Here is a 16,663-nt window from a genome sequence, read left to right as displayed (position 1 = left end):
AGAGGGACTTGAACCCTCACGTCCGTTAAGACACTAACACCTGAAGCTAGCGCGTCTACCAATTCCGCCACCTTCGCATACCGTACAAAATCTGGGGTGGCTAATGGGACTCGAACCCACGACAACTGGAATCACAATCCAGGGCTCTACCAACTGAGCTATAGCCACCACACCTACTGCTTACTTCTTTGTTAACGCGGTAAAACTACCACCGCAGCTCTTGCTGCACAAAATTAATGGCGCGCCCGACAGGATTCGAACCTGAGACCTCTGCCTCCGGAGGGCAGCGCTCTATCCAGCTGAGCTACGGGCGCGTAGCGCCGTTGCGGATGGGCATACTACGGACTTGGGCCGATCCTGTCCAGTGCTTTTTTCACAAAAAATCCTGTTTGATTACGCTTTGTGCGTTCTGTCTACTGCGCAGTCGTTTTCAGCCGGTTCCTGCCGCTAAATAGCTGCTTTTTAACCGTTGGCCGGCTAAAAAAAAGGAGAATCAAAGATCGCCGCGCAAATGATAATTAAGGTATTTCAGCAGTCTGAGCTGGCGACGCAGGCGTGAAGGCTGCGAAATCAGCCGGTACAACCACTCCAGACCCATTTTCTGCCAGATCTTTGGGGCACGCTTCACATGGCCGGTGAAAACGTCATAGGTGCCGCCTACGCCCATATAGAGGGCATCCGGGTAAACCGCTTTGCAGTCACGCATCAGCACTTCCTGGCGCGGCGATCCCATAGCTACGGTGACAATCTTCGCTCCACTGGCCGCAATACGGGCAAACAGCGCTTCGCGGTCGGCTGGCGTGAAGTAACCATCCTGTGAACCTACGATGTTCACATTCCACTGACGGCGGAGTTTATCCACCGTCTGCGAGAGAATGGCCGGTTTACCGCCAATCAGAAACACCGGGGTACCTTCCCGCCCGGCGCGCTCCATTAATCCTTCCCACAAGTCTGCCCCGGCAATCCGTGAAACGGCAGCCTGCGGATACTTCTTGCGGATGGAACGCACAATGCTGATGCCATCAGGGTATTTATACTCAGCCGCATCGATCAGCTGATGGATCTCCGGCTGACTCTCCGCCGTCAGCACCTTCTCAGCGTTGATCGCGACCAGCGTGCCGGTTTTGAACGTGCCCTGCTGACAGAGGTAGTCCAGCATCCCGGCCATATCGCCAAATCCCAGCAGCGTGAAGCCGCGGATCTGATACAGCGGGACAGATGAAGTGGAGTCCATGCTCGGTTCCTTAAGGTCAAATACGACAAATCTGGCCAGAGGCCGGATAAAAATCAGTTCTGCACTGGCAGCGATACCGCCATTTTACGACTGCGGATCAGCCCCGCGCTGTCGAGCAGCCAGAAAATCAGCTTGGCGACAACCACGGCGACGGCAAAAATCAGGCAGAAAAACACCACGCGGGAAGCAAAAGAGTCCAGCCCTTCGCGCGCGAGAACAATCATGTTGAACACCGCGCCAAAACAGAAACTCTGCAGCACAGCGGCCTTGTAGCGGTTAGTCTCCTGCTGGCCTTTCTGATAGAGCCAGTCGAACCATTTAATGATCATCCCTACTGCGACTGCGCCCAGCGGAATAAACCACGCGCCGCCCATCACCACCAGTGACCCAATCAGCGTTGGCGAGATTGCCAGGCCTGAGTGATTGTTCAGGACTTCCCAGGTGAAGTAGTTGCCGCTGTTCAGCACCACAGACGGGCGGTCCGGCCACAGCCAGCCGGGAATGAAGACGTAGAAGTCCCGGATAATCGGGGCCAGTCCCTGGAAATCAATCTTGTCGTAATTCTGCAGCAGCAGCCCCAGGTTTTCCCACGGCGAGAAGGTATCGCGCGTCAGATAGAGGAAGGTGTAAAACGCCTCAGATCCGCTGACGTCCAGGTTATAGCGCCGCAGTGCCAGCCAGAACATCCCCACCACACCTGCCACGCCCGCCATCGCCAACATCCACAGCGTGATCCAGCCGCGGATAATGCCGATAAACAGAAACAGTGCAAAAGCGATGATAATGTTGGCCCGCGTCCCGCCGACAATCACATAGGTCAGCAGGCCAAACGCCACCGTTGCCGCCAGAAAAAACAGCCAGTTTTTGAAGCTCTGATTGAGGAAATAGACCACCAGCATCGCCGGAATGAAGAAGTAGAAAAAGCGCTTCAGAGCCACGCCCGAGACTTCGGCAGAGAAGATCTGGCTGTAGCTGTGCAGTTTAAACAGCAGGAAACCGTTATGCAGAAAGAACACCAGTACCGTGCCCAGCGCAATCAAGGCCAGAATGCCCCATGTGAGGTGGGCTTCCACGCGATTGATGGTAAAAACCTGCCGTGAAGGCGCTTCGCTCTTCGCCCGTAACCTTGTTTTGTAGCTGACGTAGTAAATGGCATAGAACCCGGTGGCAGAGAGCATCGCCTGCAGCAGGTATTCGGGTGGCACCACCTGAACGTTGAAACCAAACACCAACAGGCTGGTCAGCGGGAAACCGAAGTAGAAGGTCAGCAAAAACAGTAACGAAAAGAAGACGTTGAAATTAAAGCGTACCCGGCGAAACTCACGCCAGGTCAGGGTCAGGATCACTCCCAGCGACAGCAGCCAGACCACCAGCAGCCCGGCGAATTGCGACAACATCATGCCGTTTCTCCTTCCGCCAGTGACAGCGCCTGCTGCCAGCCCGCCACATAGGCTGGCTCAAAGAAAGCGATTGAGGATTTGTCCAGCAACGCCATCTGCCGCTGCGCTTCGGCCACCACTGAAGCATCAAGCTGGTCTCCGGCGAACAACACCGGCACCTGCTGCTCAGTCAGATCCTGCCAGAAAGGATTTTTGCGGTTAACCACAAAAGGAATATTCGCCTGAATAAGCAGGCACAGCGTGCCAATGCCCTGCTGGCGCTCAAAAATAAAATACCCTAAATCACAGTGCGAGAGCAGCTGCAGATAGGCCGGAAAATCGAGCTTTTCAGTGAGCAGATATAACCTTTCTTCTGCAAATAATGCCCTGCCAGCCTCACGAACCTGGCTGATATAAGCTTCGTTATTTTCCGGGTAGCCCAACGGCACAATGACTTTGGCCCTGCCACCAAATTGCTGATGGATCTCCTGCAGCGCCTGAATATGTCTGTTGCTGACATCCCCCGAGTTGCCCACCAGGATCGTCAGATCCTCGCTTTTTTGTGCCGCAGGCAGGGCGACCTGCGCCATCCGCGTCGGGAAGTACAGCAACGAAACCGGCACTGAAGGATTACGCTGCTGAAAATAGCTGATATCCCCACGAGTGGCGAACACGTGCCCCACCCGTTTATGCGCCAGCCTGCGTAGCAGGTAGAACAGGCGGAATTTCAGACCGGCGGCCTGTTCATACAAATCCGCCCCCCAGATATGCCAGTAAACCTGCAACGACCGCAGCTTGCCCGTCAGCAGCGCCAGCCACAAGGCCGGATTAAACTGCCCGTGGAAGAAGAAGCGCGTGCTACGGTCAGCCCTGGCGAGTACCGTCACCGCCCGGGCTATTGCCTGCTTGTCAGCAAACCAACGGATCGCAAGCCGGTCATAGCCAGCAGCAGCGGATGCTTCGCCCACCACCCAGAACTGACGCGGCGCAGAGCGCGGAACCGCCTCTGAAACGATGTCGTTGAAAAACCTCAGCACGGTCTGATTATGATGGGGAATGGCCGAGCCGAGCACGTGTATCAATGTTGTCATACTTGTCTACGATAAAGAAAAAATACACCGGCGCAGAGCGCAAAATAGGTGATGTAAGTAGCCATATAAGCCTGAGCCGCCCCGGTGGCACCCTGCAGTGGGATCAGCCAGCGCGCAAACAGCGTCAGCAGTAAAAACTGGCTGATCTCGGTCAGGATATAAAAACGCAGTGACGCTTTGGCGATCACCAGGTAGCCAAAGATGTAAGAGCCGACTTTGAACACATCGCCGGTCAGCTGCCAGACAAACAGGTCACGCATTTCATTGAATTTGCTGGAGAACAGTAGCCAGATAGCCACATCACGCAGTAGCCAGACCGTCAGGCTAACCGCCATCACCACCGGAAAAACAAACCGCAGCGAGCGGAAAATCTCTCGCGAAATAGCCTCTTTGCTGGTCAGTCTGGAGAGCGTCGGCAGCAGATAAACGCTGAATGAGGCGGTAATAAACTGCAGGTAAGCATCCGAGATACTGGTCACGCCCTGCCACAATCCCACCTGTTCCCAGCCGCTGTGTTCGGCCAGCAGGTTACGCATCATGATCCACGCCACCGGCAGGGTTACCGAGGTGATCAGTGCCATCAGCGTAAACTTGCTGAGATTGCGGGCGATATCGGTGTTCCACGACGGTTTAAGGAAACGCAGCGGCAGATGATCACGCTTCGCCAGCACCACCGCCGCAGGCAGCACTACCAGCGCCGGAACCATCGCCATGCCCACCAATGCGCCGCTGTAACCGCCCAGCCAGTAACAGACAAACCACGCCGCCACGCCCGCCAGGCTGCCAAGGATCAGCGCCAGCGCATTACCCCGCGCATCGCGAAAACCTTTCACTATCGCCAGCGCCAGGTTAGCCCACGCAATCCCCGCCTGCAGGAAGGCGACAATGCGCACAACGTTCTGGTAATCGCCATGACCAAACAGCCCGACGCTTATCGGTTCAGCAAACAGCAGGAAGACCACCGCCAGCAGCGTTGAGAACCCCAGCACCATTGCTGAAGCCGTCCCGGTGAGAGCCTGTAGCTGGCCGGGCTGCTGCTGATATTCCGCGACGTATTTGGTGACGCCGTTAAAAATCCCCGCCCCGGCCAGCACGCCCAGCACGGTGATCAACTGGCGGAAATTGCCCGCCTGCCCGACGCCGCTGGGACCAAACGACACCGCCAGCATTTTAACCACCAGCAAGCCGGCAGCGATTTTGACCAGCGTGGACGCGGCTGTCCACACCGAAGCCTTTGCCAGTGACATATCAGGAAAAATAGCTCAGCAGAGAGTTGATCGCCGTCTTCTGATTGTTATCAGACAGGTTGTAGAACAGCGGCAGGCGCAGCAGGCGCTCACTCTCAGACTGCGTGTAACGATCGGTGCCAGAGAAACGGCCAAAACGCAGCCCCGCAGGCGAGGAGTGCAGCGGGATGTAATGGAACACCGCCAGGATCTCCGCCTCCTTCAGCCACTCAATCAGCGCCGAGCGGTCGTCGTTATCACGCAGCTTGATATAAAACATATGCGCGTTGTGCTGACAGGCTGACGGCATCGACGGCAGAGAGATCCTGCCGCTGGCCGCAACGGGTTGCAGCGCATCGTAATAGTTTTGCCACAACCGCAGGCGCTGCTCGTTAATACGCTTAGCCTCCTCAAGCTGCGCCCACAAATAAGCAGCCTGCAGATCCGCCATCAGGTAACTGGAGCCGATATCGCGCCAGGTGTATTTATCCACCTGCCCACGGAAGAACTGGCTGCGGTTGGTGCCCTTTTCACGAATAATTTCTGCCCGCTCGACCAGCGCAGGATCGTTAATCAGCGTCGCCCCGCCCTCACCGCCTGCGGTGTAGTTCTTGGTTTCATGGAAGCTGAAACAGCCGATATGGCCAATAGTACCCAGCGCTTTGCCTTTATATGTGGACATCACGCCCTGCGCCGCATCCTCAACCACGAACAGTTTGTACTTCTCAGCCAGCGCCATGATCGCGTCCATTTCACAAGCGACGCCCGCGTAATGTACCGGCACGATAGCGCGGGTTTTCTCAGTGATGGCCGCTTCAATCAGGCTCTCATCAATATTGAGCGTATCCGGACGGATATCCACGAACACGATGGTCGCCCCGCGTAGTACAAAAGCATTGGCGGTGGAGACAAAGGTGTAGCTGGGCATGATCACTTCATCACCCGGCTGGATATCGATCAGGATGGCGGCCATCTCCAGCGACGCGGTGCAGGAGGGAGTGAGCAGCACTTTTTTGCTACCGAATTTGTTTTCCATCCACTGCTGGCAGCGTCGGGTAAATCCGCCGTCGCCGCACAGCTTGCCGCTGCCCATGGCCGACTGCATGTATTCAAGTTCGGTTCCCACTACCGGTGGGGCGTTAAACGGGATCATAGGATTACCTGTAGAGCCAGTAAGCGGTGCGTTCCAGCACGCCACCGCAGCGAAGATAAAGTCGGATCGCGGGCAGGTTGCCAAGCTGGGTGCCAACATGCAGTCGGGACAGATGCCGGGCGCGGCACCAGTCAATGGCTGCCTCAACCATTCTCTGCCCAACGCCCAGCCCCTGAGCCTCAGGCAGCGTAGCCAGCAGGCCGATGCGCGCGCTGCCGTCCGGCAGTTCACGCAGCGAGACAAAACCCTGCAGCTCGCCCGCTTCGCTCACCGCCAGCAGGCACTGGTTATCGAACGTTCCCAGCACCGCGTTTTCCACCCACTGGGCATAAAAACGGCCGCTGTCGCCAGGCTGATACCAGGGTTCGCGAAACCGGCTGTGGGCAAAGGCCCCGCTGGCCGCCTCCCGCAGGGCTGGAATATGCTCTTTCCTGGCGATACGGATCCCTTCCGGCCGGCCGCCCGTGCCGATGCCGAGCACGAAGTCCGCTTCGCCTTCCACCAGGCGAAAACCCAAACGGCTCAGGGCATCCAGTTCCGCCGTCTGCTGAGACAGTACTTTAACCTGCACCAGCCCAAACACCTGCAGTTCGGCCTCATTAATCGCCGCCTGATGCGTATCCAGACTCAGCAGAGCGCTGTTCACTTTGAAGAACGAGTTTTCCCACTTCAGCGGCGTGAGCTGACCCTGCACAGCCTGACCAGCAGGCGTCACTGCCAGACCCCTTTGGTATCGACAATGAAGTGAGATTTCAGCCGGTCGTTGCCCACCGCCCTGAACTGCGCGTGATCAACCAGCATCACCAGCACATCAGCCTGCTGCAAAGCGGCATCCAGCGACACCAGCCCGGCTTTTCCGGCCAGCGCTTCCGGCAACTGATGAATGTTAGGTTCCACCACCAGCGTACAGCCCTGATGCCAGTCAGCAATCATCTCCGCGACTTCCATCGCCGGGCTTTCCCGCAGATCGTCAATATTCGGTTTGAACGCCAGGCCGAAGCAGGCAATGGTCAGCTCGCTGGCGCGTTTGTCACTGGCGACCAGGCATTCAGCCAGAGTCTTTTTTACCTGCTCCAGCACCCAGTGCGGCTTGCTATCATTCACTTCACGCGCGGTGCGGATTAACCGGGCCTGAACCGGGTTCTGCGCCACGATAAACCACGGATCAACCGCGATGCAGTGGCCGCCAACGCCAGGACCGGGCTGCAGGATATTGACGCGCGGATGGCGGTTAGCAAGGCTAATCAGCTCCCACACGCTGATCCCCTGATCGGCACAGATCAACGACAGCTCGTTGGCAAAGGCGATGTTCACGTCCCGGAAGCTGTTTTCGGTCAGCTTGCACATCTCCGCAGTCCGGGAGTTAGTAACCACACACTCACCTTCAAGGAAGATTTCGTACAGCTCGCAGGCCATTCTGGCGCTGGCAGGCGTCATGCCACCGATGACGCGGTCGTTTTTAATCAGCTCGACCATTACCTGCCCGGGCAGCACCCGCTCCGGGCAGTAGGCAATATGGATATCCGCCTGCTCACCAGCCTGCTGCGGGAAAGTCAGATCGCTGCGAGCCGCCGCCAGCCATTCGGCCATCTGCTCGGTAGCACCCACCGGCGAGGTGGATTCGAGGATCACCAAATCCCCTTTTTTCAGTACCGGCGCAATCGACCCGGCAGCTGCTTTCACAAACGCTAAATCAGGCTGATAGTCATCTTTAAAGGGTGTTGGCACCGCAATCAGAAATGCCTCTGCCGGTTCCGGAGTGGTCGCGGCCCGCAGATAGCCCTGTTCAACCGCCGTTTTCACCACCCGGTCGAGGTCTGGTTCGACAATATGGATCTCACCACGGTTGATGGTTTCAACCGCATGGGCATTGATATCAATGCCGATCACGGATTTCTGCCGCGAGGCTAAAGCCGCGGCGGTGGGCAGGCCGATATAGCCCAGCCCGATAACTGATATGGTATTGTAAGTCATAGCGTTACCCGATTATTTTTGAGTGCCTGCACGATACGTTCGCAGGCCAGGCCGTCGCCATAGGGGTTATGGGCACGGCTCATGGATTGATACGCCTCTTCATCTGTCAGCAGGCGTGTCACCTCACTGACGATTTTCTCTACATCGGTACCGACCAGTCTCACCGTCCCGGCCTCTACCGCTTCCGGACGCTCGGTGGTGTCACGCATCACCAGCACTGGCTTGCCCAGCGACGGTGCTTCTTCCTGAATACCGCCGGAGTCGGTGAGGATCAGCCAGGAGCGCACCATCAGGTAAACAAACGGCAGGTACTCCTGCGGCTCGATCAGCACGATGTTGTTGATATCGCGCAGGATGCGGTTCACCGGCTCGCTGACGTTAGGATTGAGGTGGACCGGGTAGACAATCTGCGCCTCAGGATGCAGGCTGGCGATTTCCGCCAGCGCGCTGCAGATGCGCTCAAAACCGTCGCCAAAACTCTCGCGGCGGTGCCCGGTAACCAGAATCATCTTCTTATTGGCATCCAGGAACGGATAGCGCGTTGCCAGCCCGGCGCGAAGCGCATCATCGCTCAGCACCCGGTCGCGCACCCAGAAAAGAGCATCAATCACCGTATTACCGGTCACGAACATGCGCGTATCACGCAGATTCTCACGCAGCAGGTTCTGCCGAGCAGTTTCTGTAGGGGTGAAGTGGTAAGAGGCCAGATGGCCGGTCAGGGTACGGTTAGCCTCTTCAGGCCACGGAGAATAGAGATCGCCGGTGCGCAGGCCAGCTTCCACATGACCTACCGGTATCTGATGGTAGAAAGCGGCCAGACTGGCGGCAAAAGTGGTGGTGGTGTCACCATGCACCAGCACCACGTCCGGGGTGAATTCGGCAAACACTGTTTTCAGCCCTTCAAGAATGCGGCTGGTGATCTCGGTCAGGCCCTGACCGGGACGCATAATGTTGAGATCGTAATCCGGAACGATGGCAAACAGCTGCAATACCTGATCCAGCATCTCGCGGTGCTGTGCTGTGACGCACAGCCGTGCATCTATCTCGCTATCCTGCGCGAGTGCATGAACCAGCGGCGCCATCTTTATCGCTTCCGGGCGCGTGCCAAAAACAGTTAATACTTTCACTGTCACTCTCTTCCGTTCATCTGTTAAGTAACGATAAGCTGGCGTGCGATCAATCGCGACGCCGACGTACCAGCGCAGTCCCTGCTCCAGTTAAGGCACCCACCGCACCCCACATAATCATCAAAAACAGGCGACGAGGGCTGTCGCGTTTTACCGGTTCTTCCGGGGTCCGCAGATAGCGCCAGGTCTGGAAAGTATTCACCAGCGTCGGGCCAACGTTCAGCGTGTTCAGCATGGCTCTGTTCTGATCATAGTCCAGATCGTAACCAGGCCCGGTGGCCTGCAGGTTCTCCAGACGAGCCTGAAGCATTGAACGGCCCAGCAGGAACAGCTCGGAATCCGGCAGCTGTTCGGATGGCGTATCCGTTTTCGCCTGTTCAAAGCCCTGCTGCTGAGCGATTTTCAGCGCCTGCTGCACGCTGTTCACCTGGCGGTCATAGATAGCTTTAGCCACCGCTTCCTGCCGTTTTACCTGTGCTCTGAGCTGGACGGTTCTCGCCGCCCAGGCACCAGCCAGCTCCTCGTTAAGATGAGAAGAGGCGCGCTGATTAGCAAACGCCACGTACTGACGCAGCAGCGTGTTGGCCTCAGGCGCGGTTTCCGCCACCAGCGTGACGGTATCATTGAGGTTTTTCGCCGGATCGGCCGGTTGATATTTAATATTGGCGATCAGCTCATCCAGCAGCGCAGCATCGTCACTGGCGTTTCCGGTCTGGCGCTTTTTGTAGTATTGGGTCTGCAGCCAGAATTCGCGACGGGTATCCCAGGCGGAAAGCTGCATCACGAATTCCTGCCAGGCTTCATCCGCGACAGAAGGCGACATAGCGGTGGTGTTGCTGCTGCGGGCATCCAGATTATTAAGAAATTGCTGTTGTGAATAGAAGCTCCCCAACATATTGACAGTCGGGCGATCGGTCACTGCAGTTGCACTCCATTTCGGGGTCATCAGCAACGAGCAAAGATAAGCCAGCAGCGCAAACAGCAACGCGCCACCGATGATCCAGCCTTTGCCACGCCATAGAGTGCAGCAAAGCCCGCGGATATCCAGCTCGTTATCTGCAACGTCAGGATGCGTCATACTTCATATTCCTTGTTTTTCAGGGTATTGAGTTCTTTCAGTCAGGGGAAAAGCCACTATTGTGCTCTGCGCAGCCTTCTTTTCACTCTTTTAATCATTCGCGCCACCCGCCATGCACGCTTAATGCAGTAGCCGTAAAGCATAAACGCCAGCAGGAACAGCAGCAGCATGGCCCAGTCAGGGACAAAACTCAGGGATTCGCCCAGCACGCCGACACCGGCCAGCAGCGCGGCGGCCAGGGTGATCAGGAAGCAGGCCTGTTTAGAAGTAAAGCCTGCGCGCATGATCAAATGGTGAATGTGCTGGCGGTCAGCGGAAAACGGGCTCATTCCTTTGCTCAGGCGGCGATACATAATAGCCACCATGTCCATCAACGGGATGGCAATCAGCCACAGAGCGGTGACCGGCGTGATCGGGTGATACTGACCCTGAGTAGCTTCCAGCAGGATCCAGATGATGGTGAAGCCGATCAGCGTACTGCCCGCATCCCCCATAAAGACTTTATAGCGGCGGCCAAACACGCCGAGGTTCAGCAGAATATAAGGCACGATGGCGGCAATCATCGAGAAACACCACATTGCCAGACTCTGCTGCCCGTCAAGCAGCAGAATGATCCCCATTGCCAGAAAGGTCACGCAGGAGAGCCCGCCCAGCAGGCCATCAATACCGTCCACCATGTTGAAGGCGTTAATCGCCGCCCAGACGGCAAACAGCGTCAGCACGTAGCCAAACGGGCCAACAATCAGCTCCCACGGGCCAAAGATATAGCCCAGACTCAGCAGATAGAGCTTGGCCTTGGTCATCATCACCACGGCGATAGCGGCCTGGACAAAGGCGCGAATTTTTACGCTGATGTCAAAACGGTCGTCCAGCGCCCCGACCAGCACCAGCATACCGGCGCAGCCCAGATAGAGCAGAACGTGGGGAATGTAATAGTCAGTGATGGCAAAGCCAAAACAGATTCCGGCAAAAACAGAGATCCCGCCGACCAGAGGGATCACGCCCTGGTGACGTTTGCGGTAGTTGGGCTTGTCTACCAGGCCAACTTGTTTAGCTGCTTTACGGGCGAAGAAAAGAAAAACCAGTGAAAACACAAAAATTAAAGCAAGCTCAGTACTCATATTGAGTAAATTCACATTAACCAGCTCTCTGCTAAGAATCTCGCACTGTTATAGGCAATTTGTATGCCATTAACATCTGTTTAATTCTGATTTCCATTGTGCTTCAGCTCGGAAAAGCAGCGCCTGGCTGATTTTCACCCTGAATTGCACCTTTATTTAATTCTCCAGTTGCTGAATATCGTATAGCCCATAAACGAAAAACGCCACGTCTGAGCGCGGCGTTTGCCTGGTTTTCTTACTTTTGCTGCCGCTGCCCCCGCTTTTACTGCCGGAAAGACAAAAAGAAAGGGTTGAGATCGCTCAACCCTTGCATATTGGCAGGACAAAACGCTTAAGAGCGTTTCATCATGTCGAAGAACTCATCGTTAGTCTTGGTCATCGCCAGCTTGTTGATGAGGAACTCCATCGCGTCAATTTCACCCATTGGGTGGATGATTTTGCGCAGGATCCACATTTTCTGCAGTTCTTCAGAGCTGGTAAGCAGCTCTTCTTTACGGGTACCGGAGCGGTTGTAATCAATCGCAGGGAACACACGCTTCTCAGCGATTTTACGCGCCAGATGCAGTTCCATGTTACCGGTACCTTTAAATTCTTCGTAGATCACTTCATCCATTTTCGAACCGGTGTCCACCAGCGCGGTGGCGATGATAGTCAGGCTTCCACCCTCTTCCACGTTACGGGCAGCACCGAAGAAGCGTTTTGGACGGTGCAGGGCGTTAGCATCCACACCACCGGTCAGGACTTTACCGGAAGCCGGTACCACGGTGTTGTAAGCACGCGCCAGACGGGTGATGGAGTCCAGCAGGATGATCACATCTTTTTTGTGCTCAACCAGACGCTTGGCCTTCTCAATCACCATTTCTGCAACCTGCACGTGGCGGGAAGCTGGCTCATCAAAGGTGGAAGCGATCACTTCGCCTTTCACCAGACGCTGCATCTCGGTCACTTCTTCCGGACGTTCGTCAATCAGCAACACCATCAGCACACAGTCAGGATGGTTGTAAGCGATGCTCTGCGCGATGTTCTGCAGCAGCATGGTCTTACCGGCTTTCGGCGGTGCCACGATCAGGCCACGCTGACCACGACCGATTGGCGAAGCCAGGTCCAGCACGCGCGCCGTTAAGTCTTCAGTAGAACCGTTACCACGCTCCATACGCAGACGAGAGTTTGCGTGCAGCGGCGTTAAGTTCTCAAAGAGAATTTTGCTACGGGCGTTTTCCGGCTTGTCGTAGTTAACTTCGTTAACTTTCAGCAGGGCAAAATAGCGCTCACCTTCTTTTGGTGGACGGATTTTACCGGAAATGGTGTCACCTGTGCGGAGGTTGAAGCGGCGGATTTGGCTGGGAGAAACATAGATGTCGTCGGGACCGGCGAGGTAGGAGCTGTCTCCGGAACGGAGGAAACCAAATCCATCCTGCAATATCTCCAGTACACCATCGCCAAAGATATCTTCCCCACTTTTCGCATGCTGCTTAAGGATGGAGAAGATAATGTCCTGTTTGCGCATGCGGGCAAGGTTTTCCAGCCCCATGTTTTCGCCGAGTGTAATCAGATCTGAAACCGGCGTATTTTTTAATTCGGTAAGATTCATAATGGTGGGTTCTTAAAGAGGTAAATCTCGAAGTATTTGTCGTAAGTGGTATGGCGAAAAATCCATGCCTGTTAATGGCACTCTTGTCAGGATCCGCTCGGAGATCACGTGCAGGATTACGCAGATCTGAGACGAGGAGACGGTAAGGACAAGACGCCGGAATTTCTGATGATGCTAACCGTCAGATTGCTGAATGTCTGTAAGATTGAGATGAATACAGTGTTCAACAAGGAATAAAGCTTAGATTCAAACTACAGGTAAGTTCGTAGTGCAGTAAGAGTAAGTTAGCACGCCTGATGGCAAACGTCTAGCAGTGAACTGAAAATAAGCCGGCAGCTGACAGAGGGGCAAGAAAGCCCCACTGTCAGCTGCCGGACAGGCTGCTTAGCCCAGATTCGCGTTCAGGAATTCTTTGAGCTGGCCTTTAGAGAGGGCGCCCACTTTGGTCGCCGCCACTTCGCCGTCTTTGAACAGCAGCAAAGTTGGAATACCACGGATACCGTACTTCGGCGCAGTGCCTGGGTTTTCGTCGATATTCAGTTTTGCGATTGTCAGCTTGCCGTCGTACTCTTCGGCTACTTCATCGAGAATCGGGGCGATCATTTTGCATGGACCACACCACTCTGCCCAGAAGTCTACCAGCGTCAAACCATTTGCTTTCAGTACGTCGGTTTCGAAGCTGTCGTCGGTCAGGTGAACAATTTTATCGCTGCTCATGTCTTACTCCAAAAGATTATGCCTGGCTGGTTGGCGTAAAATCTGCCAACTTAGGTTGACTTTATTTCACCGGATACGCTTTCGTAAAGCAATAGTAAGCTGATATTCTACCACACTATGAGCAAAACACACTTAACCGAACAGAAGTTTTCCGACTTCGCCCTGCACCCTCAGGTCATAGAAGCCCTTGAAACTAAAGGCTTTCATAACTGCACGCCTATTCAGGCGTTGGCTTTGCCTTTCACGCTGAACGGGCGTGATGTAGCGGGACAGGCGCAAACCGGTACCGGCAAAACGATGGCGTTTCTGACGTCAACGTTCCATCATCTTCTTTCTCACCCTGCGCCGGAAGGCCGTCAGGTGAATCAGCCGCGTGCGCTGATCCTGGCCCCAACCCGCGAATTAGCCGTGCAGATTCATGCTGATGCAGAACCGCTGGCTCAGGTGACCGGCCTTAAGCTCGGGCTGGCCTATGGCGGTGACGGCTATGACAAACAGCTGAAAGTGCTGGAAAGCGGCGTCGATATCCTGATCGGCACCACCGGCAGGCTGATTGATTATGCCAAGCAGAATCACGTCAACTTAGGCGCCATTCAGGTGGTGGTGCTCGACGAAGCTGACCGGATGTTCGACCTCGGCTTCATTAAAGATATTCGCTGGTTGTTCCGCCGTATGCCGGCCGCAAACCAACGTCTGAATATGCTGTTCTCTGCCACCCTTTCTTTCCGCGTTCGCGAACTGGCGTTCGAAAACATGAATAACGCCGAGTATGTGGAAGTCGAGCCGGAGCAGAAAACCGGTCACCGTATTAAAGAAGAGCTGTTCTACCCTTCTAACGAAGAGAAGATGCGCCTGCTGCAAACGTTGCTGGAAGAAGAGTGGCCGGATCGCGCGATCATTTTCGCCAACACTAAACACCGCTGTGAAGATATCTGGGGCCATCTGGCTGCCGATGGTCACCGTGTAGGTCTGTTGACTGGCGATGTGGCGCAGAAAAAACGCCTGCGTATCCTGGATGACTTCACCAGGGGCGACGTTGATATTCTGGTGGCAACAGACGTGGCCGCACGTGGTCTGCATATTCCAGCTGTTACCCATGTTTTCAACTACGATCTGCCTGACGATCGTGAAGATTACGTTCACCGTATTGGTCGTACCGGACGCGCTGGTGCCAACGGGCACTCCATCAGCCTGGCCTGCGAAGAGTACGCGCTGAATCTGCCTGCCATCGAAGAGTACATTGGCCACAGCATCACCGTGAGCCGTTACAACAGCGATGCACTGATGACCGAACTGCCACCGCCGAAGCGCCTGACGCGCAACCGCACTGGCAACGGCCCGCGTCGTGGCGGCAACAACAATCGCCGCAGCGGTCCACCGCGCAACAATAACCGCAAACGTTCAGGTTAAACGACCTATGCTGAGCGCATCATCGCTTTATGCTGCGATAGATCTGGGATCTAACAGCTTTCATATGTTGGTGGTGCGCGAGGTGGCGGGGAACATCCAGACCGTCGCACGCATCAAGCGTAAAGTCCGGCTGGCTGCGGGCCTCGACAGCGACAGCCGCCTCTCGGATGAGGCGATGGAGCGGGGCTGGCAGTGTCTGCGGCTGTTCTCTGAACAGCTGCAGGATATCCCTCCGGAACAGATCCGCGTAGTCGCCACCGCAACCCTGCGCCTGGCTGCAAACGCTGGAACCTTCCTGCAAAAAGCCCAGCAAATTCTGAACTGCACGGTGAACGTCATCAGCGGTGAGGAAGAAGCACGCCTGATTTATCAGGGCGTGGCGCACACCACTGGCGGTTCAGACAAACGCCTGGTGGTAGATATCGGCGGAGGAAGTACCGAGCTGGTCACCGGCAGCGGCTCGCAAACTACCGCGCTGTTCAGCCTGTCCATGGGCTGCGTCACCTGGCTGGAGCGCTATTTTGGCGACCGCCATCTTGGCAAAGGTAATTTCGAACAGGCTGAGCAGGCCGCACGGGAGATGATCCGCCCGGTGATGAGGCAACTGCGTGAGCAAGGCTGGCAGGTTTGCGTTGGTGCTTCCGGTACCGTCCAGGCGCTGCAGGAAATTATGATGGCTCAGGGCATGGATGAGCGCATCACGCTGAACAAATTGCAGCAGCTTAAGCAGCGTGCCATTCAGTGCGGCAAGCTGGAAGAGCTGGAGATTGAAGGGCTGACGCTGGAACGTGCGCTGGTTTTCCCCAGCGGTCTGTCGATTTTAATCGCCATCTTCACCGAGCTGAATATCAACAGTATGACGCTGGCCGGTGGCGCGCTGCGCGAAGGTCTGGTGTACGGGATGCTGCATCTGCCAATCGACCGCGATATCCGCAGCCGTACGCTGCACAATATCCAGCGCCGGTTCACCATTGATTCCGAACAGGCCGAACGGGTTCGCCTGCTGGCCGAGAGCTTTGCCCGCCAGGTCAGCCACAGCTGGAAGCTGGATGACCGATGTCGCGAGCTGCTGGACAGCGCCTGTCTGATCCACGAAATCGGCCTCAGCGTGGATTTCAGACAGGCTCCGCAACACGCCGCCTATCTGGTCCGCCATCTTGATCTTCCCGGGTTCACTCCCGCACAGAAAAAGCTGCTGGCAACCTTGCTGCAAAATCAGGTGAACAGCATCGATCTGGCACTCCTCAGCCAGCAAAATGCCGTACCGCCGCGGATGGCAGAGAGGCTGTGTCGCCTGCTGCGTCTGGCCATTATTTTCGCCAGCCGCCGCCGCGATGACACTTTACCGGCGGTGCGTCTGCACGCGGATGACGACAATCTCACCCTGACCTTACCGGCAGGCTGGCTGGATGCGCATCCCCTGCGGGAAGAGCTTCTGGAGCAGGAGTGCCACTGGCAGAGTTATGTGCACTGGTCGCTGACTGTCGCCTGATCCCGGCCTGATGTCTGACCTTGGGCTGATGGCCCGGGAAGAGGCCTGATGCCTGGCTGTTGAATGGTTG

The 16,663-nt window shown here is 55.9% G+C and carries 14 protein-coding genes and 2 tRNA genes; 2 read left to right on the top strand and 14 right to left on the bottom strand.

Annotated elements, in window-relative coordinates; all coding sequences use genetic code 11:
• Nucleotides 1–92: 92 nt before the first annotated feature.
• The 14 genes from AC3Y5R_RS23145 to trxA form a co-directional block, all read right to left on the bottom strand.
• Nucleotides 93–168, bottom strand: a tRNA-His gene (locus AC3Y5R_RS23145).
• A 69-nt stretch (nucleotides 169–237) separates the two neighbouring features.
• A tRNA-Arg gene (locus AC3Y5R_RS23140) sits at nucleotides 238–314 on the bottom strand.
• 179 nt (nucleotides 315–493) lie between these two features.
• Entirely contained in the window at nucleotides 494–1,234 is a 741-nt protein-coding gene (wecG, locus tag AC3Y5R_RS23135) for a lipopolysaccharide N-acetylmannosaminouronosyltransferase (protein ID WP_489923284.1), read from the bottom strand.
• A 53-nt stretch (nucleotides 1,235–1,287) separates the two neighbouring features.
• A complete protein-coding gene (wzyE, locus tag AC3Y5R_RS23130; protein WP_489923283.1) occupies nucleotides 1,288–2,634 on the bottom strand; it encodes an ECA oligosaccharide polymerase in 1,347 nt (448 codons plus the stop codon).
• On the bottom strand, nucleotides 2,631–3,704 hold the full coding sequence (wecF, locus tag AC3Y5R_RS23125) for a TDP-N-acetylfucosamine:lipid II N-acetylfucosaminyltransferase (RefSeq protein ID WP_489923282.1): 1,074 nt from the start codon (nucleotides 3,702–3,704) through the stop codon (nucleotides 2,631–2,633). The genes wzyE and wecF overlap by 4 nt, the downstream gene beginning before the upstream one ends.
• On the bottom strand, nucleotides 3,701–4,951 hold the full coding sequence (gene wzxE, locus AC3Y5R_RS23120; RefSeq protein WP_489923281.1) for a lipid III flippase WzxE: 1,251 nt from the start codon (nucleotides 4,949–4,951) through the stop codon (nucleotides 3,701–3,703). Before wzxE ends, wecF begins: the two co-directional genes overlap by 4 nt.
• Nucleotide 4,952: 1 nt before the next feature.
• Nucleotides 4,953–6,083 (bottom strand): dTDP-4-amino-4,6-dideoxygalactose transaminase, encoded by a 1,131-nt coding sequence (rffA, locus tag AC3Y5R_RS23115; RefSeq protein ID WP_489923280.1) that lies wholly within the window; start codon nucleotides 6,081–6,083, stop codon nucleotides 4,953–4,955.
• Nucleotides 6,084–6,087: 4 nt separating this feature from the next.
• A complete protein-coding gene (gene rffC / locus AC3Y5R_RS23110; protein ID WP_489923279.1) occupies nucleotides 6,088–6,798 on the bottom strand; it encodes a dTDP-4-amino-4,6-dideoxy-D-galactose acyltransferase in 711 nt (236 codons plus the stop codon).
• Nucleotides 6,795–8,057, bottom strand: coding sequence for a UDP-N-acetyl-D-mannosamine dehydrogenase (wecC, locus tag AC3Y5R_RS23105; RefSeq protein ID WP_489923278.1), 1,263 nt, complete (start codon nucleotides 8,055–8,057; stop codon nucleotides 6,795–6,797). Before wecC ends, rffC begins: the two co-directional genes overlap by 4 nt.
• A complete protein-coding gene (wecB, locus tag AC3Y5R_RS23100) occupies nucleotides 8,054–9,184 on the bottom strand; it encodes a non-hydrolyzing UDP-N-acetylglucosamine 2-epimerase (protein WP_489923277.1) in 1,131 nt (376 codons plus the stop codon). The genes wecC and wecB overlap by 4 nt, the downstream gene beginning before the upstream one ends.
• 49 nt (nucleotides 9,185–9,233) lie before the next feature.
• The gene (gene wzzE, locus AC3Y5R_RS23095; protein WP_489923276.1) at nucleotides 9,234–10,262 is read right to left on the bottom strand and encodes an ECA polysaccharide chain length modulation protein; all 1,029 of its coding nucleotides are present in this window, start codon (nucleotides 10,260–10,262) and stop codon (nucleotides 9,234–9,236) included.
• A gap of 56 nt (nucleotides 10,263–10,318) precedes the next feature.
• Nucleotides 10,319–11,398: a UDP-N-acetylglucosamine--undecaprenyl-phosphate N-acetylglucosaminephosphotransferase gene (gene wecA / locus AC3Y5R_RS23090; RefSeq protein ID WP_489923275.1), complete on the bottom strand. Its 1,080-nt coding sequence runs from the start codon at nucleotides 11,396–11,398 to the stop codon at nucleotides 10,319–10,321.
• Between the two features lie 316 nt (nucleotides 11,399–11,714).
• Nucleotides 11,715–12,974 (bottom strand): transcription termination factor Rho, encoded by a 1,260-nt coding sequence (gene rho / locus AC3Y5R_RS23085; RefSeq protein ID WP_158784317.1) that lies wholly within the window; start codon nucleotides 12,972–12,974, stop codon nucleotides 11,715–11,717.
• 384 nt (nucleotides 12,975–13,358) lie between these two features.
• Complete coding sequence (gene trxA, locus AC3Y5R_RS23080) at nucleotides 13,359–13,691, bottom strand: thioredoxin TrxA (protein ID WP_158784316.1); 333 nt, start codon at nucleotides 13,689–13,691, stop codon at nucleotides 13,359–13,361.
• Between the two features lie 117 nt (nucleotides 13,692–13,808).
• Here trxA and rhlB point away from each other — a divergent pair, with 117 nt between their 5' ends.
• Together rhlB and gppA are read left to right on the top strand one after the other, a co-directional pair.
• Nucleotides 13,809–15,101 carry an ATP-dependent RNA helicase RhlB gene (gene rhlB / locus AC3Y5R_RS23075; RefSeq protein WP_158784315.1) on the top strand — a complete coding sequence of 431 codons (1,293 nt, stop codon included), beginning with the start codon at nucleotides 13,809–13,811 and terminating at the stop codon, nucleotides 15,099–15,101.
• 7 nt (nucleotides 15,102–15,108) lie between these two features.
• Nucleotides 15,109–16,593, top strand: a complete 1,485-nt coding sequence (gene gppA / locus AC3Y5R_RS23070; protein WP_489923274.1) for a guanosine-5'-triphosphate,3'-diphosphate diphosphatase — start codon at nucleotides 15,109–15,111, stop codon at nucleotides 16,591–16,593.
• Nucleotides 16,594–16,663: the final 70 nt, after the last annotated feature.

Source organism: Erwinia sp. 009765445 (genome assembly GCF_058137865.1).
The sequence above is the reverse complement of the archived record's forward strand: the minus strand, read 5'-3'. Positions and strand labels throughout refer to the sequence as shown.